The sequence below is a fragment of the Nonomuraea insulae genome, from assembly GCF_042656245.1.
Window position 1 is genome coordinate 58,722 of record NZ_JBHSPA010000010.1, and the last position, 24,513, is coordinate 83,234.

Consider the following 24,513-nt stretch of genomic DNA (forward strand, 5'->3'; position numbering starts at 1 on the left):
ATTTCGCCACCCGGTGACGCGGGGCCGCGCCGCGAAATTCACGAAAGACCGCAGGTGAGAGTCAGGTCATGGGGTGGTGCGGTGTTGGTGACTGGTCCGGTAGCGGCCGGGGGTGGTGCCGATGATGTCGGTGAAGGCTGCGATGAAACCGCTGGGGTTCGCCCATCCGCAGGCGTGGGCGACGTAGGTCGTGTCGTGGTCGTCGGCGAGAAGGACGAGTGCGTGAAAGACGCGTAGTTGTGTGCGCCACTGATAGAAGGTCATGCCGAGTTCGTTGTGGAACAGCCGGCTGAGCGTGCGGGCGCTCGCTCCGATTCTCTGCCCGAGTTCGGCCAGCGGGGCGTTGTCGCCGGGCTGCTCGTACAGGATCCGGGCAATGGCCTGGAGCCGGTCATCGTGTGGTTCCGGCAGGTGCAGTCGCTGCTCGTGTGCCTCGTGGAGTTCGTCGACGAGGACTCGGCGCAGGCGGGCGCGGGCGGCGCGGTCATGGTCGCGCGCGGCGGGGTCGTAGTTGTCCGGGCCCGTGAGGGTGAGCAGGACTTCGCGGGCGAGGCCGGAGACCATGAACACGGCAGGACGGCCTGGTGCGAGCCGGGCCAGGGATGGCGGCAGGAAGAGGATCCGCATATCGGTGTGGCCGTGAGCGCGGTGGTAGTGCGTGAATCCAGCGGGGGTCCATGCGACTCGATTGGCTGGAACGATCGAGGTGCCACGTTCGGTGTGCACCGACAGGACGCCGCGGGCCGCGTACACCAGGTGTCCACGTGGATGGGACTGCACTGAGCTCGTTCCCCCCGACGGCCACAGGTGTACGCCTCCGGACGGCCACAGATGTGATGTCGGGCCGGGCTCGGGAACTTGGCGGCCGATGGGCATAGCTTGGCATTCTACCGGTGGCCCGCCACACCGCCTTCTGGCGACAGTGGACCCATGCGCAATTCAGCGGGTGTGAGATGAGTACGACGATGCGAGCGGCGGTCTGTGTCAAGGCGGGTGGCCCGGAGGTGCTCGAGATTCGTGAGCTGCCGGTGCCGGCGGTCCGGGAGGGCTGGAGCCTGGTGCGGGTGAAAGGCACGGGCTTGAACCGCTCGGAGCTGAGGACCCGTCAGGGGCATTCCCCGAACGTGAGGTTCCCGCGTGTGCTCGGGATCGAATGTGTGGGAGTCGTGGCGGCCTCGACCGATCCCACGTTGCCGGAAGGGACGACCGTCGCGGCGGTGATGGGTGAGATGGGCCGGGAGTTCGACGGCGGCTACGCGGAGTACGCGTTGTTGCCGAATTCGCTGCTGATGCCGCTCACCACCACGTTGCCCTGGGACGTCCTGGCCGCGCTGCCCGAGACGTACTTGACCGCGCAGGGCTCGCTGGACGCGTTGGGGGTCGTGCCGGGTGGTCATGGGCGGTTGCTGATCCGTGGCGGGACCTCGTCGGTGGGGATGGCGGCGGTGTCGATCGCGTCCGGCTACGGTGTCGAGATCGCGGCCACGACTCGGCGGCAGGGCAAGGTCGACGCGCTGGCCGCGGCCGGCGCCGACCACGTACTCGTCGACGCCGGTGGATCGCTGGCGGCGGGCGTGCGCGCGCTCTGGCCCGAGGGCCCGGACTACGTTCTGGAGCTCGTCGGGGCGAGCTCGACGGTGGACTCGCTGAGCCTGGTCCGCCGGGGCGGGACGGTGTGTGTAACGGGCTCGCTCAGTGGGTGGTCGATCCCGGACTTCCAGCCGGTGGCGATGATCCCGTCCGGGACCAAGCTCACGGCCTTCCACAGCGACGACGCCAAGGGCGGCGCGGGCACGACCGTGTTGCGGCGGATCGTCCGCGAGGTCGAGGCCGGCGTCTATCGACCCAACATCGACCGTGTCTTCGGCCTGGACGACATCGTTGCGGCCCACCGCTACATGGACAACGACCAAGCCACCGGGAAGGTCGTCGTGGTGCCCTAGCCACCCGGCGATGGTCGGGCTTCGGTGCGTCACCGCCGCTCCGGTACCTGCCTGGCCACGTCGACGCCGCCGGCGGGGATGGGGCCTCGGACCGCCAGGAACGCCCGGCGGTAGGCGCCGGGCGTGGTGCCCAGGGTGCTGAGGAAGCGCCTGCGGAGGTTGGTGGCCGAGGAGAGGCCGACACGGCGGGCGATGGCGTCCAACGGGAGGTCGGAGGACTCCAGCAGGTCCCGGGCCGTGGTGATCCGCTGGGTGAGCAGCCACTGCCCTGGGCTGGTGCCGAGCTGATCGGCGAACCGCCGGGCGAGGGTACGCGCTGAGACGCCCGCGTGCGCGGCCATGCTCTCAATGCCCACCGGTTCACCGAGCCGCCCGGTGATCCACTCCAGCAACGGCGCGAGCGTGCCGTCGATCTGCGCGGGGTGTGGCGGCGCCGAGTACTGCAACTGCCCGCCCTCGCGGTGGGGCGGCATGACCATGGTCCGTGCGATGTGCGCGGCATACTGGGCTCCATGGTCGCCGCGGACCAGGTGCATGCACAGGTCGAAGCCGGCCCCGGCGCCGGCGCTGGTGGCCACGTCACCGTGGTCCACGTACAGCACATCCTGGTCGAGCCGGACGTGCGGGAAACGTGCGGCGAACTCGGTCGCCAGCGCCCAGTGGGTGGTCGCCCGTCGTCCGTCCAGCAGGCCCGCGTGCGCCAGCGCGAACGCGCCGGTGCAGATGCTGACCACGCGCGCTCCGCCGGAGTGCGCGCGCCGCAGTGCCCGGACGACCGCGGGTGAGGGCGGCTCCGCGGTGGGCAGCCAGCCCGGGACGACCACCGTGTCCGCCCGGTCGAGTGCGTCGAGCCCGTCGGTCACGAGCATGTCGTATCCGGCGTGCGTCGCGACCGGGCCTGGGCGCTCCGTGCACACGCTGAAGGTGTATCGCGTCGGAAGTCCTGGCCGCTCGATCCCGAACACCTGGGCCGCGCAGGCGAGCTCGAAGGTCGATTGCGGTGGGCGGATAAGTGCCACTACGCGATGCATGGCAGGAAAGTACCGCATGATGTCTTTCCTGACACTCGGCGGGGCTGCGGCAGAGCGCCAGGCTGGCCTCATGACGACAGAACAGAACACCCCTGCCTATGTGTGGTCCGCCGTCCAGGACGCCCCGGTTCACGACGTCTTCCCCGGCATCCGGCTGCGCCCGCTGTGGAGCGGGGGCAATGGCGCGAAGGCCTATGTGCTGGAGATGGACGCGAACTCATGCTGGCAGGGGGTCGACGTCCACGACCCGGGTCCCGAGGAGGTCTTCGTAGTCTCCGGCGTCTTCAACGACGGCGACCGGGACTACCCGGCCGGCTCCTTCATCCACGCCGCCGCAGGCTCCTCGCACGTTCCGCAGACGACGACGGGCTGCACGCTGTTCCTCTTCTACCCGGAAGGCTAGAGGCCCTTGAGGAGGGTAGCCGGTCGCGCCCTGCCTCGATCGCCATCATTGCGTTCGCCCGCACCCCATTGCAACGCGGAGTTGCATTTGCACACATCGTCATTGCACTGATTTATCGGCATCGAGCTGCTGTTACGCACAAGTGGTGATTGACGATTGGTTGAACGCAACGTAGCTTTCAGGATGTGATGAACACGTACTATCGCGAACATGAGCCGGTCATGCCGTCCTTCGACCGCCCCGCCGGCTGCCCCTTCGACCCCTCCCCGGATCTCACCGCGCTGCGCGCCGAGCTGCCGATCGCCCGCTTGGCCGCGCCCGAGGGCGCACCGGGCGTCTGGCTGGTCACCGGCTACGAGCTGGTCCGCCAGATCTTCGCCGACCCACGCTTCAGCGCACGCTACGAGACGCAGTACCACCCGCTCATGGGCGCGCAGCTGCCGCCCGCGCCGATCGGCGACCTGACCGGCATGGACGCGCCCGAGCACACCCGCATCCGCAAGATGCTGATCGGCAAGTTCACCGTCCGCAGGATGAACCAGCTCACCGAGCGGGTCACCGAGATCACCAGGACCCAGCTCGATGAGATGGACAAGCTGGGGCCGCCGGCCGACCTGGTCCAGGTCTTCGCCCACCCCGTGCCGGCGCAGACGATCTGTGAGCTGCTCGGCGTGCCGTACGACGAGCGCGCGGACTTCATGGGCTTCACCCAGTCCCTCTCCAGCGACGACGACGCGGAAGCCCAGCTCGTGGCCTTCACCCGGCTCGGCGAGTACCTGCGCGACCTCGCCCGCGCCAAGCGCGCCAACCCCACCGACGACCTGCTCAGCGACCTGACCGCGACCGACATGACCGAGGACGAGCTCGGTGGCGTGGCCGCCTTCCTGCTCGCCGCGGGCCTGGACACCACGGCCAACATGCTGAGCCTCGGGACCTTCGCGCTGCTGCGCAACCCCTCGCAGCTCGCCGCCCTGCGCGACGACCCGAGCCTGGCCGACGGCGCGGTCGAGGAACTGCTGCGCTACCTGTCCATCGCCACCACCGGCATGCGCGGTGTGCTGGAGGACGTCGAGCTGGGCGGCGCGCCGCTCAAGGCCGGCGACACCGTCATCATCGCGGTCAACGCCGCCAACCGGGACCCGGCCAAGTTCTCCGGCCCCGACGTGCTGGACGTCCGCCGCTCGGCCGCCGGGCACCTGGCCTTCGGGCACGGCATCCACCAGTGCCTCGGGCAGCAGCTCGCCCGTGTCGAGATGCGCGTCGCCTTCCCGGCGTTGCCGGCCCGCTTCCCGTCGCTGCGGCTCGCCGTACCGGCGCAGGAGGTGCCGCTGCGCGACCCCATCCAGATCTACGGCGTGCGCAGCCTGCCGGTCACCTGGGAGTGAACCCCCGCGGACCTTCGTGGACCTTCGCGGAGTCGAGCTCGCCGCCACCGCCTCCCGATCGCCCGCGCCCTTCTCTCGCCCTGACCGCATCTCCGACGAAGATCTGACAAGTTTCGCAAACCACCTCTTCCCCGCCGCGCCGGGATGGCCTATACCCATGATTACGGACGATCAGAGGAGGTCCAATGCGGCTGTTAGGCCGTCTCGCCCTGGTACTGACCACCGTCGTGGCCTGGCTGCCCGCAGCAGCCGGCACGGCCACGGCCGACCCCGCAGGAGCCGCCGTGGCCCCACCGGCCCTCATCAACGCCGACTTTCCCGACCCGGACGTCCTCCAGGCCGGCTCCACCTTCTACGCCTACTCGACCAGCAGCCGGGCCGGTCGCATCCAGGTCGCCAGCGCCCCGTCGGCCACGGGCCCGTGGACCGTCCGCGGCGACGCCCTGCCCGACAAGCCGTCCTGGGCCGGCAGCGGCGGCTTCTGGGCCCCCGACGTCTCGCGCCGCGCCGACGGCCGCTACCTGATGTACTTCACCGGCCCGAGCACCGCAGCCGGCCGCATGTGCATCGGCGCCGCGACCGCGACCGGCCCGCTCGGCCCGTTCCAGCCGGTCGGCAGCGCGCCGCTGGTCTGCGACGCGAGCGAGGGCGGCGACATCGACCCGTCCAGCTTCGTGGACGGCGACGGCACCCGGTACCTGGTCTACAAGAACGACGGCAACGCGGTCGGCAGGCCCACGATCCTGTGGTTGCAGCAGGTGGGCGCGGACGGTGTCACGTTCGCGGGCGGCCGGCGCGAGCTCATCCGCAACGATCGGCCGGAGGAGGCCGGCGTGATCGAGGCGCCGGTGCTGGTCAAGCGGCCTTCCCGGTACGTGCTGTTCTACTCGGCCGGCTCGTACGCGGGCAACAGCTACTTCACCGGCTACGCCACGTCCCCGTCGCTGACCGGCTCCTACGCCAAGGCCTACCGGCCGCTGATGACGACGGCCACCTTCGACGGCGCTGTGCAGGGCCCCGGCGGCACCGACGTGCTCGGCAACCGCGCCTTCTTCCACGGCTGGGTGAACAACGCGCGCTGGATGTACACCGCCGAGCTGGGCTGGGCCGACGACCTCCCGGTCGTGCGCGGCAGCCGGGTCCGCTACGAGGCCGAGCGGGGCACGCTCAACCACGCCGAGGTCCGCTCGGGCGCGGCGGGCGCGTCACAGGGCGCCGTGGCCGCCAAGATCGACTACGCCGACAGCTGGGTCGACGTCCGCGTGTACGCGCCGGTCGCCGGGGCGTACACCGCGTACGTGGCCTACGCCGCCGGTTTCGGCGACGCCCAGCACCTGGTGACGGTGAACGGCGGCACGCGGTCCACGCTCAACTACCCCAACCGCGGCTGGGACAACTGGACCCAGGTGCCGATCGGCCTCACCCTGAACGCCGGCTGGAACGTCCTGCGTTTCCAGCACCAAACCCGCTGGGCCGAACTCGACTACGTCGAACTCGCCTGATCGGACGGCGTCGTCGGGCAGGCACCCGTCTGTTCGGCGACGCCCCGCGAGGTCACCTCGGCGCCGGCGTCGTACGCCGGGAGTAATGCGGTCTTGACATGCGGTGTAATGCGAAAGAGACTCGCGCTTAACATTTGGCACTTCGCGGTAAGCCCGGAGAATCGGTCGAACGCGCAGGACGGGTGGACCGCCCGTCACAGGCCCTACGGTGACCGGCGAAGGAGACACCATGGCCACCTCCATCAGGCCGCCGGGAAACGGGACCGCCAGCCGTGCGCGAGACGACACAAGGCTGGCGCTCCTGTTCATCCTTCCCGCGCTGATCGGCTTCCTGGTCTTCCTGCTCTGGCCGACGCTGCGGGGCATCTACCTGAGCTTCACCAAGTTCAACCTGCTCACCCCCGCCCGCTGGACCGGGCTCGACAACTACGTGCGCATGGTGGAAGACCCGGTGTTCTGGAACGCGCTGGGCGTGACCGTGTACTACGTGGTCGTCAACATCGCCGTCCAGACGGCCCTGGCGCTGGTCATCGCGGTGATGATGCAGCGGCTGACGCGCAAGACCTGGCTGCGCGGCATGGTGCTGACGCCGTACCTGGTCTCGAACGTGGTCGCGGCGCTGGTCTTCCTGTGGATCCTCGACTACCAGCTCGGCATCGGCAACAAGGTGCTGGAGCTGATCGGCGTGGACCGGATCGGCTTCCTGGCCGACTCCGCCTGGGTCATCCCGACCATCGCGCTCATCAACGTCTGGCGGCACGTCGGCTACACCGCGCTGCTGATCTTCGCCGGCCTGCAGACGATCCCCGAGACCTTCTACGAGGCCGGCCGCATGGACGGCGCGAGCGAGCTGCGCATGTTCCGCAGCATCACGCTGCCGCTGCTGCGGCCCGTCATGGCCGTGGTGCTGATCATCAGCGTGGTGGGCTCGTTCCAGGTGTTCGACACCGTCGCGATCGCGACCAGAGGCGGGCCGGTCGACTCCTCCAGGGTGCTGCAGTACTACATCTACGAGGCCGCGTTCACCCGCTTCCAGTTCGGCTACGCCTCGGCGATGTCCGTGGCGCTGCTGATCGTCCTGGTGATCATCACGTTCGTGCAGTACCGGCTCACCCGGGCCGGCACCTCAGACCTGGCCTGAGGAGGGTGACATGGCCACCGTTACGGCGCCCGCCGCGAGCGACGCCCACGCCGCAGGACCGGAGCCGCCGCCGAAGCCCCGGATCGGCATCGGCCGCGTGCTCGCCTGGGTGTTCATGGGCCTGGTGATCGCCGCCAGCGTGTTCCCGTTCTACTGGGTCCTGCGTACCGCGCTGTCCGACAACAACGCGCTCTACGCGGGCGGCGACAGCCTGCTGCCCGTGCGGTTCTCGTGGGGCGGCTTCGAGCGCGTCTTCGGCGTGCAGACCGGCCAGGAGGCCATCGACGCCGGCGGCGCGGGACAGCCGATCGCGTTCTGGCGCTACCTGCTCAACTCGGTGCTGGTCGCGACGATGGTCACCGCCGGGCAGGTGTTCTTCTCCGCGATGGCCGCCTACGCCTTCGCCCGGCTGCGCTGGCGGCACCGCGAGAGGGTCTTCGCCGTCTTCCTGGCCGGCCTGATGATCCCCGCGGTCTTCACGCTGCTGCCGAACTTCGTGCTCATCAAGCAGCTCGGGCTGGTGGACACCGTGCTCGGCATCGCGCTGCCCACCATGCTGATGACGCCGTTCGCGGTGTTCTTCCTGCGCCAGTTCTTCCTCGGCATCTCGCGCGAGGTCGAGGAGGCCGCGCTGGTCGAGGGCGCCTCGAAGACGCGGATCTTCTTCCGGCTCATCCTGCCGATCTCGGCGGCGCCGATCTCCACGCTGTCGATCCTGACCTACATCACCTCCTGGAACGAGTATTTCTGGCCGCTGATGGTCAGCTACACCGACAAGTCGCGTGTGCTCACCGTCGCCCTCGGCGTGTTCAAGTCGCAGAAGCCGCAGGCCGGCCCCGACTGGGCGGGCCTGATGGCGGCCACGCTGGTGGCGGCGCTGCCGATCCTGCTGCTGTTCTTCGTCTTCGCCCGCCGCATCGTCAACTCCATCGGCTTCAGCGGGATCAAGTGATGCACAGACGAATCCTCCTGGCCGCGCTCCTGCTGACCACCGCCTGCGGCGGCGGGAGCGGCGGCGCCGCCGGCACCATCGAATACTGGCTCTGGGACTCCGCCCAGCAGCCCGGCTACCAGAAGTGCGCGGACGCCTTCCAGCGGCAGAACCCCGGCCTGCGCATCCACATCTCCCAGTACGGCTGGGACGACTACTGGTCCAAGCTGACCGCCAGCTTCATCGCCGACACCGCCCCCGACGTCTTCACCGACCAGCTGTCGAAATTCCCCCAGTTCGTCGACCTTCAGGTGCTGCGCCCGCTCGACGGCCTCGCCCCCACCAGCGACATCGAGGACTCCGACTACCAGGAGGGCCTGGCCGAGCTGTGGAAGGGCAAGGACGGCAAACGCTACGGCTCCCCGAAGGACTGGGACACCATCGCGATGTTCTACGACACCGCCGCGCTCAGGTCCGCCGGCATCGACCCGGCCACGCTGGGCGAGCTGACCTGGAACCCGCGCGACGGCGGCACCTTCGAGAAGACGGTCGCGCACCTGACCATCGACCAGAACGGCGTCCGCGGCGACGAGCCCGGCTTCGACAGGACCAGGGTCAAGACGTACGGGCTGGCGGCCAACGGCGCAGGCGGCGACAACTGGGGGCAGACGCAGTGGTCGGCCTTCACCGGCAGCGCCGGCTGGCAGGCCATCGACAAAAACCCCTGGGGCACCCGCTTCAAGCTGAACGAACCGGTCGTGCAGGACACCCTGAGCTGGTACTTCGGCCTGGTGCGGAAGGGCTACATGGCGAGCTTCGCCGCGATCGGCGGCAACAACCCGATCACCTCTGACAAGCAGATCCAGTCCGGCATCGCCGCGATGGGCCTCGCCGGCTCGTGGACGATCTCCTCCTTCACCAAGCTCACCGACGCCGGCGGCAAGAAGCTGGACATCGGCGTCGCACCCACCCCGATCGGCCCGACCGGGAAGCGGGCCTCCATGTTCAACGGCCTGGCCGACTCCATCACGACGTTGTCCAAGCAGCCGGAGAACGCCGCGAAGTGGGTGAAGTTCATGTCAGGGGAGCAGTGCCAGAACATCATCGGCCAGTCGGGTGTGGTCTTCCCGGCCCGGCCCGCGGGCACCGAACTGGCCATCCAGTACAACAGGAACGAGCGGAAGCTGGACGTGTCGGCCTTCACCGACCACATCAGGAACCGCACCACGTTCCCTCTGCCGGTGACCTCGAACGCGGCCGACGTCACCGCGCTGATGCGGCCCGCCTTGGACGCGATCTTCCTCGGCGAGTCTCCGGCCACCTCGCTCACCGGCCTCAACCAGCAGCTCAACGAGCTTTTCGAGGTGGCCGGCTGAGCCGGGTCCTGACGAGCGCCACTCGCTGAGATCGGCATCCGGGTGTCGGGGTGCGCTGACGCGTGGCAAAGTGGCCGACTGCCGCCTCGGGGTGACAGCGTCCGCGGTGAACGTCTCGACAGGCTCGGAACGGAATCGGTGCATGGAACATATGAAATGTCCGGACTGCGGGGCGATGTTAGCTGGAACCGGGCCCCAGGAGCCCGTGTCCAGCTGTCCGAGTTGTGCGCTGCCGCTGCGGGGACCCGCCGCGCACGAGCTCTGGCAGGTGGACGAAGCTCTCGCCGGGCTGAAGGATCAGCAGGCGCGGCTGCAGGCCCGCCGCGGGGAACTGCTCGGTGTCCTGCGCGCCGGCCCGGCGGATCAGGAGCCCGCGGCCGCGCCGCCCTCGCACCCCGGCGCCCCGGCACGGGAGGTCTCCCCGGACGCCGCGAAGAACGTCCTGCTCATCCTCGGCGGCCTGCTGCTGACGGTGGCGGCGGTGGTGTTCACCGTGGTGAGCTGGGGGCAACTGGGCATCGGCGGGCGCGCGGCCGTGCTGGCCGCGTTCACCGTGCTGATTCTGCTGGCGCCGGTCGTGCTGGTCCGGCGCGGGCTCACCGCGACGGCCGAGACCGTGGCCGGCTTCGCGGTCGCGCTGCTGCTGCTCGACGGCTACGCGGCCAGGCAGGCGGGATTCCTCGGGGTCGACACCCTCGACGTGCTGGACTACCTGGCGGGGGTGTCCGGGCTCACCGCGCTCTTCCTGGTGGCCTATGCCAGGCTCACCCGGCTTCGCGGGCCCGCTCCGGTCGCCGTGGTGCTGGCGCAGCCGGTCATGCCGCTGCTGACCGGCGACGTGCCGGCAACCTGGCTGGTGGCTGCGCTGGTGGCCACGGCGGCGCTGGACGTCGCCCTGGTCCGTTACGGCAGGGGAGCGGTGAGGGTGACGGCCGCCCTGGCCGGCAGCGCGGTCGCGACCCTCGCCCTGCTGGGCGGCGCGCTGTACGCGCTGGGGTCCGCGTCCATCGATCAGGCCCTGGTCAGGTCGGTGCCGCTGGTCGCGCTGGCTCTGCTCGGCGGGTTCGTGACCTGGCTGCTGGCCGGGCCTGGCAAGGCTGAGGGGGAGATCTGGGCCTCCAGGGCCGTCGTCGGAACCGCGCTCACGCTGATCGCCGTGCCGGCCGCGCTGGCGCAACCGGCGCTGGACGGCCCGGGCACGGACTGGCGTCCGCTGGCCTACCTGGTCCCCGCACTCGTGGTGGCGCTCGCCGCCACCTGGCTGCCCTGGCAGAAAGTACGGCTGGCGGGCCTGGCCACCGGCTGGCTGGTGGCGCTGCTGACCACGCTGACGCTGGTGCCCCGGCTCCTGGCCGGCCTGGCGGCGCCGCTCGCCTGGCTGGACGTGCTCAGGACGGGCACGTGGAACGGACGGCAGTGGCAGCCGTTCGAAATGGTGTCGCCGGCGGATGTGGTGGTGCTGGGCGCCGTGGCGGCCGGTCTGCTGGCGGCGGCCGCGCGCGGCCCCGGTGGTCGGCCGGGGAAGGCGGCGGCCGCACGCGGTCCCGGCGGGTTGCCGGGGAAGGCGGCGGTCGTGCGCGGTCCCGGCGGGCAGCTGGTGAAGGCGGCGGCGTCCGGCGCGCTGGTGTCCATGGCGCTCATGGTCACGCTCGCCCCCCAAGCCTTCGCGATGCCCTACCCCTCCGCGGTGGCGGTGCAGGCGGTGCTGGCCGGCGCACTGGCGGTGGCCGCCACCCTGAGCAGGGCGCCCTGGTGGGCGACTGCATGCGCGCTCCTCGCCGGTGCGGCCTCGGTACGGGCGGCGGCGTACGCGTTCGGCAGCGAGCCCGCGACGCTGATCGTGCTGCCGATCCTGGCGGTGGCCGCCGCCCTGGCGATGATGGCCAGGCAGAAGGAGCTCCGGATCTGGGGACTGGGCTTCGCCGCGCTGTTCCTCGGGCTGGAGGCGGTGGCGGCAGGGCTCTCGCTGGGCCTGCGCGTCCTGGTCGCGGCGAGCGTCGGATTCGCCGTGGCCGGGGTGCTGGTGCTGCTCCTGTCGCTGTGGGCGGGCCCGGCCGGCCGCGGTGGCGTGCACGGTCTCAGGTACACCGGCGTCACCCTGCTGTTGCTGGCCTCGTGGCTGCGACTCGGGGCGGACGAGGTCACCGTGGTCGAGGCGTACACGGTGCCGTGCTCGCTGGTCCTGCTGGGATTCGGCTGGTGGCGGCGGCGCGCCGCACCGGTTTCTTCCTGGCCGGCCTACGGCGCGGGTCTCTCCTTCACCATGCTGCCCAGCCTGCTGGCGGTCTACTCGGACACGGAATGGCGGCGGTCGCTGGCGCTCGGCGTGCTGGCGCTGGCGGCGCTGATCGCCGGAGCCCGGTTCCGGCTCCAGGCGCCCACGGTGATCGGAGCCGTCGTGGTCGCCGGGGTCGCGGTGCGGGAACTGGGCCCGTACGTGTCGGAGATGCTGGTCATGGTGCCGCGCTGGGTGCCGATCGCCGTGGGCGGGCTGCTGCTCGTGGTGGTCGGGGCGACGTATGAGGCCCGCATGCGAGACCTGCGCCGGTGGCGTGACAGCCTGACGGCGATGGGCTGACCCCGGCCGCCCACGCCGTCCGGGGAGCTACCCTGGGCTGATGTTCTCGCCCCAAGGTCCGTCGCTGCGTGAACTGGTGGTCCAGGCGATGTCCTCGGTCGAGCGCGGCTACGACCTGCTGGCCCCGAAGTTCGACCACACGCCTTTTCGCATCCCCGACAGCGTTCTCGACGCCACCGCCGACGCCCTGCGTCCGCTCGGCCCGTTCGGGCGGGGACTGGACGTGTGCTGCGGCACCGGCGCGGGCATGCGGATCCTCAAGCCCCTGTGCCAAGGACGGAACACGGGCGTCGACTTCAGCACCGGCATGCTCGCGCGGGCGCGCCGGGCGCACCCGGACGCCGAGTGGTTGCAGGCCGACGTCCGGGCCCTGCCCTTCGCCGAGGATTTCGACCTCGCGGTCAGCTTCGGCGCGCTCGGACACTTCCTGCCCGCCGAACGGCCCGCGCTCTTCGCCGGGGTGCACCGCGCATTACGGCCTGACGGGGTCTTCGCCTTCCCGATCGGCGCACCTCCGCCCATCGGGTCGCGCCCCTACTGGGCGCTGCTCGGATTCGACCTGGCCATGCGGGTGCGCAACGCCGTGTGGCGTCCCCCCTTCGTCATGTACTACCGCACCTGCCCGCTGCACGCGGTCCTCGCCGACCTGACAGCGGCCGGATTCAGCGTGACGACAGTCCCCTTGACGGCCCTGGGCCGGCGCGACGACGGCAGCCCGCGGTGCCGGCTCGTCCTCGCGCGGAGAACTTAGCCGCACAGGTTCGCGCGGACCCGGCGTGGCGTCTTAAGCAAGGTTAGCCTAACCTTTGCTCCATGACCGAGGAGATCTCTCTCCGCGGCGCGGAGCTCAACCTCAGCTACCACGGCATCACCGTGGTCGAGGAGGGCCGCATCGTGCTGCGGCCGGGCCACGTGACCGCCCTTGTGGGCCCGAACGGCAGCGGCAAGTCCACGCTGCTGCGCGCGCTGGCCAGGCTGCACCGCCCCGACAGCGGCACCGTCACGCTGGGTGACGGCGCCAGCGCGCTGGACCTGTCCGCGCGCGACTTCGCCCAGCGGGTGACGCTGCTGGCGCAGAGCCGCCCGACACCGGGCGGCGTGCGGGTGCGCGACGTCGTCGGGTACGGACGCCACCCCTACCGGCGGCGCTGGCGGGCCACGGATCACGAGGGCGCCGCCGCCGTCGAACGGGCGATGGAGCTGACCGGCCTGACGCCGATGGCCGAACGGCCGGTGGACGAGCTGTCCGGAGGCGAGCTGCAGCGCGTCTGGCTGGCCACCTGCCTGGCCCAGGACACCGGCGTCCTCCTGCTGGACGAGCCCACCACGTTCCTCGACCTGCGCTACCAGGTGGAGCTGCTCGACCTGATCCGTGACCTGGCCCAGGAGCACGGGGTGGCGGTCGGCGTGGTCCTGCACGACCTCAACCAGGCCGCCGAGGTCGCCGACCACGTCGTGCTGCTGCACCGGGGCCGGGTGCGCGCGGACGGGCCGCCCGCGCAGGTGCTGACCGAGGACCTGCTCAGCGACACCTACGGCATCCGCATCGAGGTCATCCGCGACCCCGGGACGGGCACCGTGACCACCCGGCCGATCGGCCGCCACAGCAAGATCCTCCACGCAACGACATGACAGGAACCACCATGCGCAGTGCCCTGACGGCCCCCCTGACAGCCCTCGCCGCCATCGTCGCCCTGGCCGCCTGCGGCACCACCGAGGCCCCCGTAACCGAGCAGGCGCCCGCGTCCAGCGGCGCCGCCTCGGCCAGCGCCGCCCCCGTGACCGTGACCGACGCCCGCGGCAAGCAGGTCACGCTCGACCGCCCGGCGACCAGGGTGGTCAGCCTGGAGTGGGGCGAGACCGAGATGCTGGCCGGCCTCGGCGTCATGCCGGTGGGCGCGGCCGACGTGAAGGGCTACGCCACCTGGGACACCGCCGCCAAGCTCGACTCCTCCGTCAAGGACGTCGGCACCAGGCAGGAGCCCAGCGTCGACTCCATCAGCGCCCTGCAGCCCGACCTGGTCGTCATGGAGTCCGACGACGAGGAACTGGCCGCGCAGCTGGAGAAGTTCGTGCCGGTGCTGGTGGCCAAGGGCAGCGACGCGAGCGACAACCTCAAGCGCATGCGCGACGACGTCAACATGATCGCCACGGCCGTGGGCAGGACCGACGCCGCCGCCAAGCTGCTGGGCGGCTTCGACGCGGCGATGGCCGACGGCAAGGCCAAGATCGCCGCCGCGGGCGCCGCGGGCAAGCCGTTCGTCATGGCGGACGGATGGAAGGAGGGCAGCACGATCAGTGTCCGTCTCTTCGGCAAGGGCGCGCTGGTCTCCGAGGTGGCCGGGCAACTCGGGCTGAAGAACGCCTGGACCGGCAAGGTGGACGGCGACTGGGGCCTGGGCACCACCGACGTCGAAGGCCTCAGCGTGCTCAAGGACTCCGACATCCGCTTCTTCTACAACGCCTCCGACGGCGAGGACGTCTTCACCGACGGCCTGGCGGACAACGCCATCTGGAAGGCGCTGCCGTTCGTGGACAAGCAGCAGGTCATCAAGCTGCCGAACGGCATCTGGACCTTTGGCGGGCCCCTGTCGTGCCAGCAGTACGCCGACGCGCTGGTGAAGGCGTTCACGGGTTGAGCACGGACGTCCTGACCCCGGCGCCGCCGGCCGCACCGCTGCGGCGGCTGGGCACCGCCGGGATCCTCCTCCTCGCGCTGGCCGCCGTCGTCCTGGTGGCGGCCGTGCACGTGACACAGGGAACCTCGTCGATCGGCGCGCTCGACCTGCTGGCGCTGCCGTTCGGCGGCGACTCCGGCAACGCCGAGGAGACCGCCCGCGTGCTGCTGGCCTCCCGGCTGCCGCGGCTGCTGGCCGGCCTCTGCGTGGGCGTCGCGCTCGGGGTCGCGGGCGCGCTGCTGCAGGCGGTCGCCCGCAACGCCATGGCCTCGCCGGACACACTGGCCGTCAGCTCGGGCGCGTACCTGGCGGTCGTCGCGGCGGCCGCGTTCGGGCTGGCGCTGCCCGTGGCGGTGTCGGGCGGACTGGCGCTGATCGGCGGGCTGGCCGCCGCCGCGCTGGTGCTGGCGCTGTCGGCCGGCGGGCGCACCGGCACGACCCGGCTGATCCTGGCCGGCACGGCCACGTCGCTGGCGCTGAGCTCGCTGACGAACCTCGTCATGATCCTCTTCCAGCAGGAGACCACCGGGCTCTTCGCCTGGGGCAGCGGCTCGCTCGTGCAGAGCGACCTGGCCGCCGTCAACCAGCTCGGCCCGCTGATCGCGGTGGCGCTGGTCGCCGCCGTCGTGGCCGGGCCCCGGATGGACATCCTCGGCCTCGGCGACGACACCGCCACGGTGCTCGGCCTGAACGTGCGGCGGCTGCGCCTGTGGCTGACGCTGCTGGCCGTGCTGCTGGCCGCGGCCGCGGTGACGATCGCGGGGCCGATCGGGTTCGTCGGGCTGTGCGCCCCGGTGGTCGTGCGGCTGCTGCCCAAGTCCATCCCCGAGCTGCACCGGCATCGCGTGCTGCTGCCCCTGTCCGGGCTGGCCGGCGTGCTGATCGTGCTGGGCTCCGACATCGTGCTGCGGGCCGTGCTCGGCGCCCAGGCCGGGGTGGAGGTGCCGCCGGGCGTGGTGACCACCGTGGTCGGCGCGGCGGTGATGATCTGGCTGGCGCGCCGCTACCGCGACGCCGGCCCGACCCGCAGGCCGCCCGCCGTGCGCACGGGCGCGGCCCGTTCCCGTAACGCCTTTCTGGTCGTGGCCGCCCTCTGCGCCGCCCTGCTGGCGGGCGCGCTGGTGCTGGGCCTGCTGGGCGGCGACCGGTGGCTGCTCACCGGTGACGTGGTCAACTGGCTGCAGGGCCGCAGCGGGCGGGCGCTGACCTTCGTCCTGGATCAGCGCTGGCCAAGGGTGCTCGCCGCCGTGCTGGCCGGCGCGGCGCTGGCCGTGGGGGGCGCCGCCGTGCAGGCCGTGTGCCGCAACCCGCTGGCCGAGCCGGGCGTGCTCGGCGTCACCACCGGCGCGGGCGTCGGCGCGGTCGCCCTGCTCACCCTGGTGCCGATGGCCGGGATCTGGACGATGTCCGCGACCGCGGGCCTGGGCGCGCTGGTCGCGTTCGCCCTGGTGTACGGGCTGGCCTGGCGGGGCGGGCTGAGCTCGGACCGCCTGGTCCTGATCGGGGTCGCCGTGCAGGCCGCCTGCACGGCCATCACCGTTCTGATCATCGTGCTGTCCGACCCGTGGAACACGGCCAAGGCCCTGACCTGGCTGTCCGGCTCCACCTACGGCCGCGTCCCTGAGCAGCTCATCCCGGTCGCGCTGGCGCTGGTGGTCGTGGTCCCGCTGCTGGTCTGGCTGCGCAGGGACCTCGACCTGCTGTCCCTGGACGAGGACACCCCGCGCATCCTGGGCGTGCCCCTGGAGCCGGTACGGCTGGGCGCGCTCGCCGGCGCCGTGCTGCTCACCTCCACGGCGGTTTCGGCTGTCGGGGTCGTCGGCTTCGTGGGGCTGGTGGCTCCGCACGCCGCTCGCGCCCTGGTCGGGGCGCACCATGCCCGGGTGCTACCGGTGGCCGCGCTGCTCGGCGGGCTGCTGGTCAGCCTCGCCGACACCCTCGGCCGTACCGTGATCGCGCCGGCGCAGGTGCCCGCGGGGCTGGTGACGGCGCTGATCGGCACGCCGTACTTCGTCTACCTGCTGTGGCGCGCCCGCGCCTGATCGAACAGGAGCGGCATACGGTCACAGATCCCAAGGCGTGCCGTACTTGCCGGTGAGATCGCGGATCTCGGCGGCGGTCAGGAGCCGGGCTTCGCGGTCGCCGAGCAGCAGGAGCAGCGCGCAGACCTCCTCGACCTCGACGGCCGCGTCCGCCGCCGCGCGTATCGACGAGCCCGCCACGATCGGGCCGTGGTTCTGCAGGAGCGCGGCCCGGAACGGGAAGTCGAGCCGTTCCAGCTCCGCGGCCTGAGCGGCGTCTCCAGGAGCGGCGTACCGGATCAGCGGCATCTGGCCGACGCGCATGAGGAAGTACGGCGTCAGCGGCGGGACCGCGCTGCGCCCCGACCACGGTGGCAGGCACGCGGCGGCGGTGGCGTTGCGTGAGTGCAGGTGGACGACCGCCTTGGCGGCCGGGTCGCGCCGGTAGAGCGCGAGGTGCAGGGGGAACTCCTTCGACGGCGCTGGCCCGGCGACGTGCAGGCCGCATTCGTCCAGGACCGACAGGCGCTCGGGGTCCAGGGAGGCGAGGTCGGCGCCGGTGGGCGTGATGAGCAGCCGGTCGCCGTCGCGGACGCTGAGGTTTCCCGACGAGCCCGGACTCAGGCCGAGCGCGGCCAGACGGGCGCCGACTTCCACCAGTTCCGTGCTCATGACAGCCTGTCCCATGCGGTGGTGAAGATGTCGGTCTCCCCGAAGTTGCCGGATTTGAGGGCGAGGTTGATCGGCAGCGAACGCTCGTTCACCCGCGCCCGCGTACGTGACCAGGTCACGCCGGAGCTGATCTCGGCGCCGATGCGCAGGGTGCGAGCGCCCAGCGCCGTCACCACGGCCCCCGACGTCTCACCGCCGGCCACGAGCAGATGGTGGGCCCCGGCCGCCACCAGGGCGGCCGCGCAGTGCGCGAGCGCGCGTTCCACCAGCTCCGGCTCCTGGCCCAGGTCGTCGCCGGGACCGACCGAGTAGATCAGCGGCGGCCGGTCGGGGTTCTCGCGCCAGTTCGCCGTGGCGAAGCCGATCAGGCCGGCGACGGTCGCGTGGAAGTCGTGGCGCAGCGCGGCCGTGTCGAGGCGCCGATGGGGAAGCGTCAGGCGGGCGTGGGCGACCTGCGCGCGGGTCGCCGCCGAGGCGCTGCCGGACAGCACCACGCCGAAGCGGCGGTCGGCGGGATGGGGGAGAGCCCGGGCGGAGCCGGGATGCGGGCCGGTGAGGCCGAGTGCCAGACCGGCCGCGCCGGTCACCAGCCGTAGGCCGGCGGTGGCCTCCGCGATGGCGCGCAGGTCGGCGTCCGTAGTGGCGTCGACGACGGTCAGCGCGTTCTCCGCCGCAGGGGCCCCCAGAGCCGTACGGATCTCCGCGGCGCCGGCTCGTACGGTGTCGTGACCGATGGAGTGCACCCGTCGCCGGGTCTGCGGGGCCAGCAGGCGGCCGAGATGCGAGTCCCGCATCGGGGTCAGCGGATGGTCGCGCATGGGGCTCTCGTCGAGCAGATCGTCGTGGACGAACAGCCTGGTGCGGTAGACGGTACGCCCGGCCGCGGGGAAGGAGGGCACCACCACCGTGCGGGTCTCGCCGAGCGCGTCGAGAAGGGCGTCGGCCACCGGACCGATGTTGCCTTCCGCCGTGGAGTCGAACGTCGAGCAGTACTTGAAGTAGAAGCGCTCGCACCCCGCTGCGCGCAACGCCTCCAGCGCCGCCAGCGAGTCGCGCACGGCGTCCGCGACGGGCGCCGTGCGCGACTTCAGCGCCACGACCACGGCGTCGGCCTCCTCCTCCGGCATGTCCTCCAGACCGTGCGGCCCGACGGCCACCACGGTGCGGAACCCGCGGGCGACCAGCATCGTCGCGAGATCCGTCGCTCCCGTGAAGTCATCGGCGACGGCCCCTAGGTACGGCATCTGCTCTCCGGTCACATGAAAGATGGCGATGATGTGAACTTACGTTACATTACTTGACTGAAATGTGAATCTGTGACTATTTTCTGTGAACCCCACCACTGCTTGTGAGCGGACTTTTCCGAGTCCCGCCAAGGAGCCCCCATGAATCTCCACCACCTGTTCGCCGACACCGGCGATCGCAGGGTCAGATACGCGCTGTCAGGAGCCGCGGGCGGATTCGCCCGCACCCTGCTCGCGCAGACGCTGGCCATGCCCCGGCTCGTTCCTGCCGTGCTGTGCGACGTCGAGGTCGACCGGCTGCGCGCGATGTGTCTCGACCTCGGGTACGCCGATGCCGACCCTGCGAATCTGCCGGGATGCCGGCGAGGTGTCGCAGGCGGAGGGGATCGCCCTGGTCACGGACGCGAACCTGCTCGGCGCGGCCGACTGGGACATCCTGGTGGAGGCGACCGGCAGCCCGTCGGACGGGTACGCCATGGCCAGGGCCGCCCTGTCGTCGGGCCGCCACGTCGCGATGGTCAGCAAGGAGGTCGACTCGGTCGCGGGCCTGCACCTGGCCCGGCTCGCCGCCGAGCGGGACGTCGTCTACACCACCGCCGACGGTGACCAGCCCGCCAACCTCATCGGCCTGGTCACCTGGGCCGAGACGCTCGGGCTCGACATCGTCGCCGTCGGCAAGTCGACGGAGTACGACCTGGTCTTCGATCCGGCCACGGGGATCGCCACCCAGCTCGACACCACCGTCGCGGCGCCGGCGCTGGCGGACCTGCTGACCCTCGGAGACGACGTGCGCTCCACCCTGCGCGCCCGCGCGGAGGCGGTCGCGGACCTGCCCGGCGGCCCGGCCGCCGACTACTGCGAGATGGCGGTGGTGGCGACCAACACCGGGTTCCAGCCCGACGTGGAGCGCCTGCACTACCCGGTCGCCCGCATCGCCGAACTCGCGGACGTGTACGCGCTCCAGCAGGACGGGGGAGTGCTGGGCCGTCCCGGCTCGGTCGACGTCTTCACCGCGCTGCGCCTGCCGGGCGAGGCGTCGTTCGCCGGGGGCGTGTTCGTCGTCGTCCGTACGGGTGACGCGGAGAGCTGGCGGACCCTGGCGGGAAAGGGCCACGTCGTCAGCCGCGACGGCCGCTACGCGGCGATCTACCTGCCCTACCACCTCATGGGCGTCGAGACCCCGATGACGCTGCTCTCCGCCGTCCTGCACGGACGGCCGTCCGGCGGCACCGCCCCACGCGGATGCGCCGCGCTGGCCGGGCGGGCGAAGCGGCACCTGCCCGCCGGCACCGTCCTGTCGATGGGCGGCCACCATCACGAGATCGAAGGCGTCCGGGCCGTGCTGCTGCGCGAGCAGGACACGCCACCTGACGTGGCGCCGTTCTACCTGGCCGCGCACGCCCGCCTGCGGCGTCCGGTCGAGGCCGGAGAGCTGATCGTCGTGGACGACCTGGAAGGCCACGACGCCGATCTGCTCGCCGCCTGGAACGAAGGACGTTCATGAGCGCGGACCTTCAGCACCTGCTGCTCGCCGGGGCCGCGATCGTCGTCCTCATCCTGCTGATCACCAGGTTCAAGCTGCATCCCTTCCTCGCTCTCGGCCTGGCGGCCATCGGGCTCGGCCTGGCCAACGGCATCGCGCCGGCCAAGGCGATCGAGCACTTCGAGACCGGCTTCGGCGGCGCGCTGGAGCGCACCGGGCCCGTGATCGGCCTGGGCGTCGTCCTCGGCGGAATCCTGATCGGCACCGGCGGCGCCGACCGGATCGCCAACGCCTTCATCGGCGCACGCCCGACCCGATGGGTCCCGGCCGCGGTCGCGGCCGCGGCGCTGCTCATCGGGATGCCCCACCTGTTCGACGTCAGCTTCATCATGTTCGCGCCGCTGGTCTACACCGTCGCCAAACGCGCCGGGTCACACCTGCTGTTCGTCGGTCTGCCCATGGCGGCGGGGCTGTACATCTCCCATGGCCTGCTCCCACCGCACCCCGCGCCGACGCTGGCGGTGTCCGCGTACGGCGCGAGCACCGGACTGACCATCCTGTACGGGCTCATCGTCGCGATCCCCGTACTGGTGCTCACCGGCCCCGTGCTGACCAGGGTGCTCAAGGACAGGTTCGGGCCCGCGCCCGACCTCGACAAGGGACCGGTCCCCGACGACGGCACGGCATCCCCCGACACCCGCCGCCCTGTCTCTCTCACCCTGGCCCTCATCTCCGTGCTGCTCCCCGCCGCCGTGATGCTCACCGGCACCCTCGGCACCGCCGCGACCGCCGAGGGCACCTGGCAGTACACCCTCTTCGAGGCCTGCGACGACCCGGTCCTGTCCCTGTTCGCCGCTGTGATCTTCGCGTTCTTCGCCCTCGGGGTGCGGACCGGGTTCGAGCGCGGCCAGTTGCAGAAGATGGCGGCCAAGGGGCTGGGCCCGGTCGGCGGCATCCTGCTGATCCTCGGAGCGGGCGGCGGCCTCAAGGAGATGCTCTCGGCGACCGGTGTCGACGACCTCATCTCCCGCTACGCCGTCGACTGGTCGATCTCGCCGCTGCTGCTCGCCTGGTCCATCGCCGCACTGCTGCGCATCTGCCTGGGCTCGGCGACCGTGGCGACCACGGCCGCCGCCGGCATCGTGGCCCCGCTGGTGGGCGCGTACACCGGGCTGTCCCCGGAGCTCCTGGTGCTGGCGACCGCGTCGGGCGCCGTCATGCTCTCGCATGTCAACGACTCGGGGTTCTGGCTGTTCAAGGAGTACTTCCAGCTCACCGTCGCACAGACGTTCCGGACATGGACCCTCATGTTGTCGCTGCAGTCCCTCCTGAGCCTGGGCGGGATCCTGCTGCTGAGCACCGTGATCGACTGAGTCGTACGTCAGGATCATGCAAAATAGAGCCCAAAGGAGGGAAAACGCGCGATGACCGCCCCGCAGGAGCCGCCGCTCATCCCGGACCAGCGCCGCGAACAGCTGCTCAAGCGACTGCGCCGCGAGGGCGTGCTGAGCGTCCAGCAGATCACCCAGATCTTCGGCGTCTCGCACATGACCGTGCGGCGCGACATCGCGGAGCTGGAGCGGCAGGGACGGGTCTTCTCCGTGCCGGGGGGTGTGCGGCTCGCCCACCAGGTGCACACCGAGCCGTCGTTCCAGGACAAGTCGCTGACCGACCAGCCCGAGAAGCAGGCCATGGGCCGGACCGCCGCCGAGCTCGTACAGGACGGCATGGTCGTCTATCTCGACGCCGGCACGACCATCCTGTCGATGGTGCCTTTCCTGGTCACGCGGGAGCAGCTGACCGTGGTGACCAACGACTTCACCACGGTCGAGGAACTCCAGGCGGCCAAGCACCTGACCGTCATCCACACCGGCGGCCAGGTCGAGCCGGACAACCGCTCCAGCGTCGGCCGCCTGGCCGCCGCCACCGTCCGGCAGCTCGCCTTCGACCTGGCGTTCATCAGCAGCAGCTCATGGGACCTCATCCGCGGCGTCACCACCCCGTCCGAGCTCAAGGTGGAGGTCAAGCAGGCGGCGATGACGTCGGCGTCACGCTCGGTGCTGGTGGCGGGCTCGTCGAAGTACGGCAGCTTCGGGATGTACCGGATCGCGCCCCTGACCGCCTTCGACACGGTGATCACCGACACCGCGCTCACCGAGGCCGCCGCTGAGGGGATCCGCGCGGGAGGAACCGACCTCCACCTGGCCAAGACGGCTGTGTGACGCCCGGCTCGCGGGTTCGTCATCGGCCCGCTCACCAGGTGAGGTAGCGGGCAGGGTTGTCCACCAGGATCTGGTGAGCGAGGTCCGGGTCCGCCGCCCTGAGGCGGGGGACGAAGCGCTCGGGCAGGTAGGCGAGGCCGGGCATGCCGCCGTACGCGACGTAGCGGGTGCGGCGGGCCACGTCGCCGCCGAGGAGCAGGCGCGAGGCCGCGCCGCGACCGGCCGCGGCGAGCAGGCAGTCGATGAGCATCGAGTCGGGCCACTCGCGGTGCCGTGCCATGCCGTCGTACTCCAGGTACGCGCCGGCCGCGGCGAACTCGGCGTGCAGGCCGGGGTCGGGGTTGCGGTCGATGTGCGCGAGCGTCACCCGCGACGCCGGCACACCCGCCGCGCCGAGCACGGCGAGCACCTCGAACCCGGCGCTGCCGTGCTCGAGGTGGACCATGATGGGCGCGCCCGTCTCGCCGTACGCGACCGCCGCCGCCTCGAGCACCCGCCGCTCGAACGTCGAGATCGACCAGTAGCCGATGCCGGTCTTGATCTGCCCGGCCCGGATCGGAGCACCGTCGGCCCCGTCGGCGAGCCCCGTGGTGAGCTCGCGTACGAACCGCCGCGAAAGCTGCTCCGCGGACAGCTCGCGCAGCCAGTGCCCTTCGGGGTAGTGCGCCTCGCGGTGCACGCCGGTCGAGGCGATCACGGCGAGCCCCGTCCGCGCGGAGACGCGCGCCAGCGCCGCCAGGTCGCGGCCGAGCCCGATCGGCGTCGCGTCGATCATCGCGGCGATCCCCGCGGCACGCAGCAGTGCCGCCTCCTGCCCGCTGCGTTCCTCATCGTCCAGTTCCTCTCCCGGCAGCAGCGGGCTGACCTGGAACAGATGCTCATGGCAGTCCACCGCGCCCAGTTCCCCGGGCGGCACGTCCCCGAGCACTGTTCGCACCGCTCCCTCCACAGCGTTGCCTCCCGTCCCCTGACCGCTAGGACTTCGCCGCGCCGGGAGGGGTGGCCAGCCGGGCGAGGTGTTCCACCCGGGCGGGACCCATCTCCAGGCCGAAGACCTCGGCGATGACCTGGGTCCAGCCGTGGATGAAGTAACGCCAGCCGTCGACCACGGTCAGCCCGGACCGTTCCTCCTGTGTGCGGGCGATGGCCAGGAACTCCAGCGGCCCCCGATAGTTGAGCTCCCAGATCAGCCCGCGCTCCGGCAGCCGCGCCGACGCGCCGAGCGGCGAGCCCAGCCGGTCCTTGCCCATGCCGGTCGCGTTCACGATCAGGCTGCCCGGCGGCGCGGCGGTGACCAGGTCGTCGGCGGGCCCGTCCGCCACCACGTAGGAGAACGTCTCCGCGGGCAGTCCGCCGCGTTCGTGCACCTCGCGTACGTGGTCCAGCCGGCGCGGGTCGGCGTCGGTGATCGTGATCCGCTTGGGGCGGTCACGGCGCCCGGCCAGGTACCAGGTGATCGCCGTGCCGGCGCCGCCCGCGCCGAGGCACACGACCTGCGCGCCGGTCCTGCCGAAGTGGCCCTCGGGGACGAATTCCTCCAGCGACAGCCGCGCCGTCAGCGGGTCGAGCGCGTGCCCGATGAGCCTGCCGTCGTGCTTGGCGATCGAGGACACCTCGCCGCACTCGCGCGCGAACCGGTCGAGGGAGCCGAACAGGTGCCCGGCCGCCTCGAAGATCCGGATCTTGTGCGTGGTGACCAGGGCGCCCGCGACGCCGTCGTCGTCACGAATCCGCTCCACGACCGCGACGTACTCCTCGTCGGAAGCGCCGAGGGGAATGTCGTAGCCGACCAGCCGGTCCTCGGGCAGCCCCAGCGCGTGCGCCCAGCGCGGGAAGATCTGCTGGATCGAGGATCCACCGGTGTCGACGCCGACGAACCCGAGCGCGCTCACGCCGCGACTCC

General features: G+C 71.4%; 21 protein-coding genes. 15 read left to right on the plus strand and 6 right to left on the minus strand.

Annotated elements, in window-relative coordinates; genetic code table 11:
- Positions 1-66 precede the first annotated feature (66 nt).
- Positions 67-753: a helix-turn-helix transcriptional regulator gene (locus ACFPZ3_RS07085; protein WP_379513140.1), complete on the minus strand. Its 687-nt coding sequence runs from the start codon at positions 751-753 to the stop codon at positions 67-69.
- 212 nt (positions 754-965) lie between these two features.
- Here ACFPZ3_RS07085 and ACFPZ3_RS07090 point away from each other — a divergent pair, with 212 nt between their 5' ends.
- Positions 966-1,943 (plus strand): zinc-binding dehydrogenase, encoded by a 978-nt coding sequence (locus ACFPZ3_RS07090; protein ID WP_379513215.1) that lies wholly within the window; start codon positions 966-968, stop codon positions 1,941-1,943.
- A gap of 29 nt (positions 1,944-1,972) precedes the next feature.
- On the opposite strand, the gene ACFPZ3_RS07095 is transcribed toward ACFPZ3_RS07090, so the two are convergent.
- Complete coding sequence (locus tag ACFPZ3_RS07095) at positions 1,973-2,974, minus strand: GlxA family transcriptional regulator (RefSeq protein WP_379513141.1); 1,002 nt, start codon at positions 2,972-2,974, stop codon at positions 1,973-1,975.
- A 70-nt stretch (positions 2,975-3,044) separates the two neighbouring features.
- Between ACFPZ3_RS07095 and ACFPZ3_RS07100 the strand changes: the two genes are divergently transcribed.
- From ACFPZ3_RS07100 to ACFPZ3_RS07150, 11 genes are all read left to right on the plus strand, one after another.
- Positions 3,045-3,377 carry a cupin domain-containing protein gene (locus ACFPZ3_RS07100; protein WP_379513142.1) on the plus strand — a complete coding sequence of 111 codons (333 nt, stop codon included), beginning with the start codon at positions 3,045-3,047 and terminating at the stop codon, positions 3,375-3,377.
- A 188-nt stretch (positions 3,378-3,565) separates the two neighbouring features.
- A complete protein-coding gene (locus ACFPZ3_RS07105) occupies positions 3,566-4,762 on the plus strand; it encodes a cytochrome P450 (RefSeq protein ID WP_379513143.1) in 1,197 nt (398 codons plus the stop codon).
- A 185-nt stretch (positions 4,763-4,947) separates the two neighbouring features.
- A complete protein-coding gene (locus ACFPZ3_RS07110; RefSeq protein ID WP_379513144.1) occupies positions 4,948-6,264 on the plus strand; it encodes a family 43 glycosylhydrolase in 1,317 nt (438 codons plus the stop codon).
- A gap of 229 nt (positions 6,265-6,493) precedes the next feature.
- Positions 6,494-7,405 carry a carbohydrate ABC transporter permease gene (locus tag ACFPZ3_RS07115; protein ID WP_379513145.1) on the plus strand — a complete coding sequence of 304 codons (912 nt, stop codon included), beginning with the start codon at positions 6,494-6,496 and terminating at the stop codon, positions 7,403-7,405.
- Between the two features lie 10 nt (positions 7,406-7,415).
- Positions 7,416-8,357 carry a carbohydrate ABC transporter permease gene (locus ACFPZ3_RS07120; RefSeq protein WP_379513146.1) on the plus strand — a complete coding sequence of 314 codons (942 nt, stop codon included), beginning with the start codon at positions 7,416-7,418 and terminating at the stop codon, positions 8,355-8,357.
- Positions 8,357-9,712, plus strand: coding sequence for an ABC transporter substrate-binding protein (locus tag ACFPZ3_RS07125; RefSeq protein WP_379513147.1), 1,356 nt, complete (start codon positions 8,357-8,359; stop codon positions 9,710-9,712). The genes ACFPZ3_RS07120 and ACFPZ3_RS07125 overlap by 1 nt, the downstream gene beginning before the upstream one ends.
- A 205-nt stretch (positions 9,713-9,917) precedes the next feature.
- The gene (locus ACFPZ3_RS07130) at positions 9,918-12,290 is read left to right on the plus strand and encodes an SCO7613 C-terminal domain-containing membrane protein (protein ID WP_379513148.1); all 2,373 of its coding nucleotides are present in this window, start codon (positions 9,918-9,920) and stop codon (positions 12,288-12,290) included.
- Between the two features lie 40 nt (positions 12,291-12,330).
- Positions 12,331-13,041 (plus strand): class I SAM-dependent methyltransferase, encoded by a 711-nt coding sequence (locus ACFPZ3_RS07135; RefSeq protein ID WP_379513149.1) that lies wholly within the window; start codon positions 12,331-12,333, stop codon positions 13,039-13,041.
- 62 nt (positions 13,042-13,103) lie between these two features.
- A complete protein-coding gene (locus ACFPZ3_RS07140; RefSeq protein WP_379513150.1) occupies positions 13,104-13,922 on the plus strand; it encodes an ABC transporter ATP-binding protein in 819 nt (272 codons plus the stop codon).
- An 11-nt stretch (positions 13,923-13,933) separates the two neighbouring features.
- On the plus strand, positions 13,934-14,929 hold the full coding sequence (locus ACFPZ3_RS07145) for an ABC transporter substrate-binding protein (protein ID WP_379513151.1): 996 nt from the start codon (positions 13,934-13,936) through the stop codon (positions 14,927-14,929).
- Positions 14,926-17,010, plus strand: a complete 2,085-nt coding sequence (locus ACFPZ3_RS07150; protein WP_379513152.1) for an iron ABC transporter permease — start codon at positions 14,926-14,928, stop codon at positions 17,008-17,010. The genes ACFPZ3_RS07145 and ACFPZ3_RS07150 overlap by 4 nt, the downstream gene beginning before the upstream one ends.
- Positions 17,011-17,031: 21 nt before the next feature.
- On the opposite strand, the gene ACFPZ3_RS07155 is transcribed toward ACFPZ3_RS07150, so the two are convergent.
- Both ACFPZ3_RS07155 and otnK read right to left on the minus strand, forming a co-directional pair.
- Complete coding sequence (locus ACFPZ3_RS07155; RefSeq protein ID WP_379513153.1) at positions 17,032-17,661, minus strand: class II aldolase/adducin family protein; 630 nt, start codon at positions 17,659-17,661, stop codon at positions 17,032-17,034.
- Positions 17,658-18,905 carry a 3-oxo-tetronate kinase gene (gene otnK / locus ACFPZ3_RS07160; RefSeq protein WP_379513154.1) on the minus strand — a complete coding sequence of 416 codons (1,248 nt, stop codon included), beginning with the start codon at positions 18,903-18,905 and terminating at the stop codon, positions 17,658-17,660. The genes ACFPZ3_RS07155 and otnK overlap by 4 nt, the downstream gene beginning before the upstream one ends.
- Before the next feature lie 331 nt (positions 18,906-19,236).
- Between otnK and ACFPZ3_RS07165 the strand changes: the two genes are divergently transcribed.
- Genes ACFPZ3_RS07165 through ACFPZ3_RS07175 form a run of 3 tightly spaced genes read left to right on the plus strand, consistent with a single transcriptional unit; the run spans position 19,237 to position 22,610 of the window.
- Positions 19,237-20,409, plus strand: coding sequence for a homoserine dehydrogenase (locus tag ACFPZ3_RS07165; protein WP_379513155.1), 1,173 nt, complete (start codon positions 19,237-19,239; stop codon positions 20,407-20,409).
- Complete coding sequence (locus ACFPZ3_RS07170; RefSeq protein WP_379513156.1) at positions 20,406-21,761, plus strand: GntT/GntP/DsdX family permease; 1,356 nt, start codon at positions 20,406-20,408, stop codon at positions 21,759-21,761. Before ACFPZ3_RS07165 ends, ACFPZ3_RS07170 begins: the two co-directional genes overlap by 4 nt.
- A gap of 51 nt (positions 21,762-21,812) precedes the next feature.
- Positions 21,813-22,610 (plus strand): DeoR/GlpR family DNA-binding transcription regulator, encoded by a 798-nt coding sequence (locus ACFPZ3_RS07175; RefSeq protein WP_379513157.1) that lies wholly within the window; start codon positions 21,813-21,815, stop codon positions 22,608-22,610.
- A gap of 31 nt (positions 22,611-22,641) precedes the next feature.
- Here ACFPZ3_RS07175 and ACFPZ3_RS07180 read toward each other — a convergent pair whose 3' ends face one another.
- The gene (locus ACFPZ3_RS07180) at positions 22,642-23,547 is read right to left on the minus strand and encodes a phosphotriesterase family protein (protein ID WP_379513158.1); all 906 of its coding nucleotides are present in this window, start codon (positions 23,545-23,547) and stop codon (positions 22,642-22,644) included.
- Between the two features lie 37 nt (positions 23,548-23,584).
- On the minus strand, positions 23,585-24,502 hold the full coding sequence (locus ACFPZ3_RS07185) for a shikimate dehydrogenase family protein (protein WP_379513159.1): 918 nt from the start codon (positions 24,500-24,502) through the stop codon (positions 23,585-23,587).
- Positions 24,503-24,513 lie beyond the last annotated feature (11 nt).

Bases quoted from the DNA above. Each gene is read 5' to 3' on its own strand.
- ACFPZ3_RS07135 (WP_379513149.1), top strand. From the start codon at position 12,331: ATGTTCTCGCCCCAAGGTCCGTCGCTGCGTGAACTGGTGGTCCAGGCG.
- ACFPZ3_RS07095 (WP_379513141.1), bottom strand. From the start codon at position 2,974: ATGCATCGCGTAGTGGCACTTATCCGCCCACCGCAATCGACCTTCGAG.
- ACFPZ3_RS07120 (WP_379513146.1), top strand. From the start codon at position 7,416: ATGGCCACCGTTACGGCGCCCGCCGCGAGCGACGCCCACGCCGCAGGA.
- ACFPZ3_RS07125 (WP_379513147.1), top strand. From the start codon at position 8,357: ATGCACAGACGAATCCTCCTGGCCGCGCTCCTGCTGACCACCGCCTGC.
- ACFPZ3_RS07115 (WP_379513145.1), top strand. From the start codon at position 6,494: ATGGCCACCTCCATCAGGCCGCCGGGAAACGGGACCGCCAGCCGTGCG.
- ACFPZ3_RS07165 (WP_379513155.1), top strand. From the start codon at position 19,237: ATGCCGACCCTGCGAATCTGCCGGGATGCCGGCGAGGTGTCGCAGGCG.
- ACFPZ3_RS07105 (WP_379513143.1), top strand. From the start codon at position 3,566: ATGAACACGTACTATCGCGAACATGAGCCGGTCATGCCGTCCTTCGAC.
- ACFPZ3_RS07110 (WP_379513144.1), top strand. From the start codon at position 4,948: ATGCGGCTGTTAGGCCGTCTCGCCCTGGTACTGACCACCGTCGTGGCC.
- ACFPZ3_RS07155 (WP_379513153.1), bottom strand. From the start codon at position 17,661: ATGAGCACGGAACTGGTGGAAGTCGGCGCCCGTCTGGCCGCGCTCGGC.
- ACFPZ3_RS07100 (WP_379513142.1), top strand. From the start codon at position 3,045: ATGACGACAGAACAGAACACCCCTGCCTATGTGTGGTCCGCCGTCCAG.
- ACFPZ3_RS07140 (WP_379513150.1), top strand. From the start codon at position 13,104: ATGACCGAGGAGATCTCTCTCCGCGGCGCGGAGCTCAACCTCAGCTAC.
- ACFPZ3_RS07090 (WP_379513215.1), top strand. From the start codon at position 966: ATGCGAGCGGCGGTCTGTGTCAAGGCGGGTGGCCCGGAGGTGCTCGAG.
- ACFPZ3_RS07170 (WP_379513156.1), top strand. From the start codon at position 20,406: ATGAGCGCGGACCTTCAGCACCTGCTGCTCGCCGGGGCCGCGATCGTC.
- otnK (WP_379513154.1), bottom strand. From the start codon at position 18,905: ATGCCGTACCTAGGGGCCGTCGCCGATGACTTCACGGGAGCGACGGAT.
- ACFPZ3_RS07175 (WP_379513157.1), top strand. From the start codon at position 21,813: ATGACCGCCCCGCAGGAGCCGCCGCTCATCCCGGACCAGCGCCGCGAA.
- ACFPZ3_RS07145 (WP_379513151.1), top strand. From the start codon at position 13,934: ATGCGCAGTGCCCTGACGGCCCCCCTGACAGCCCTCGCCGCCATCGTC.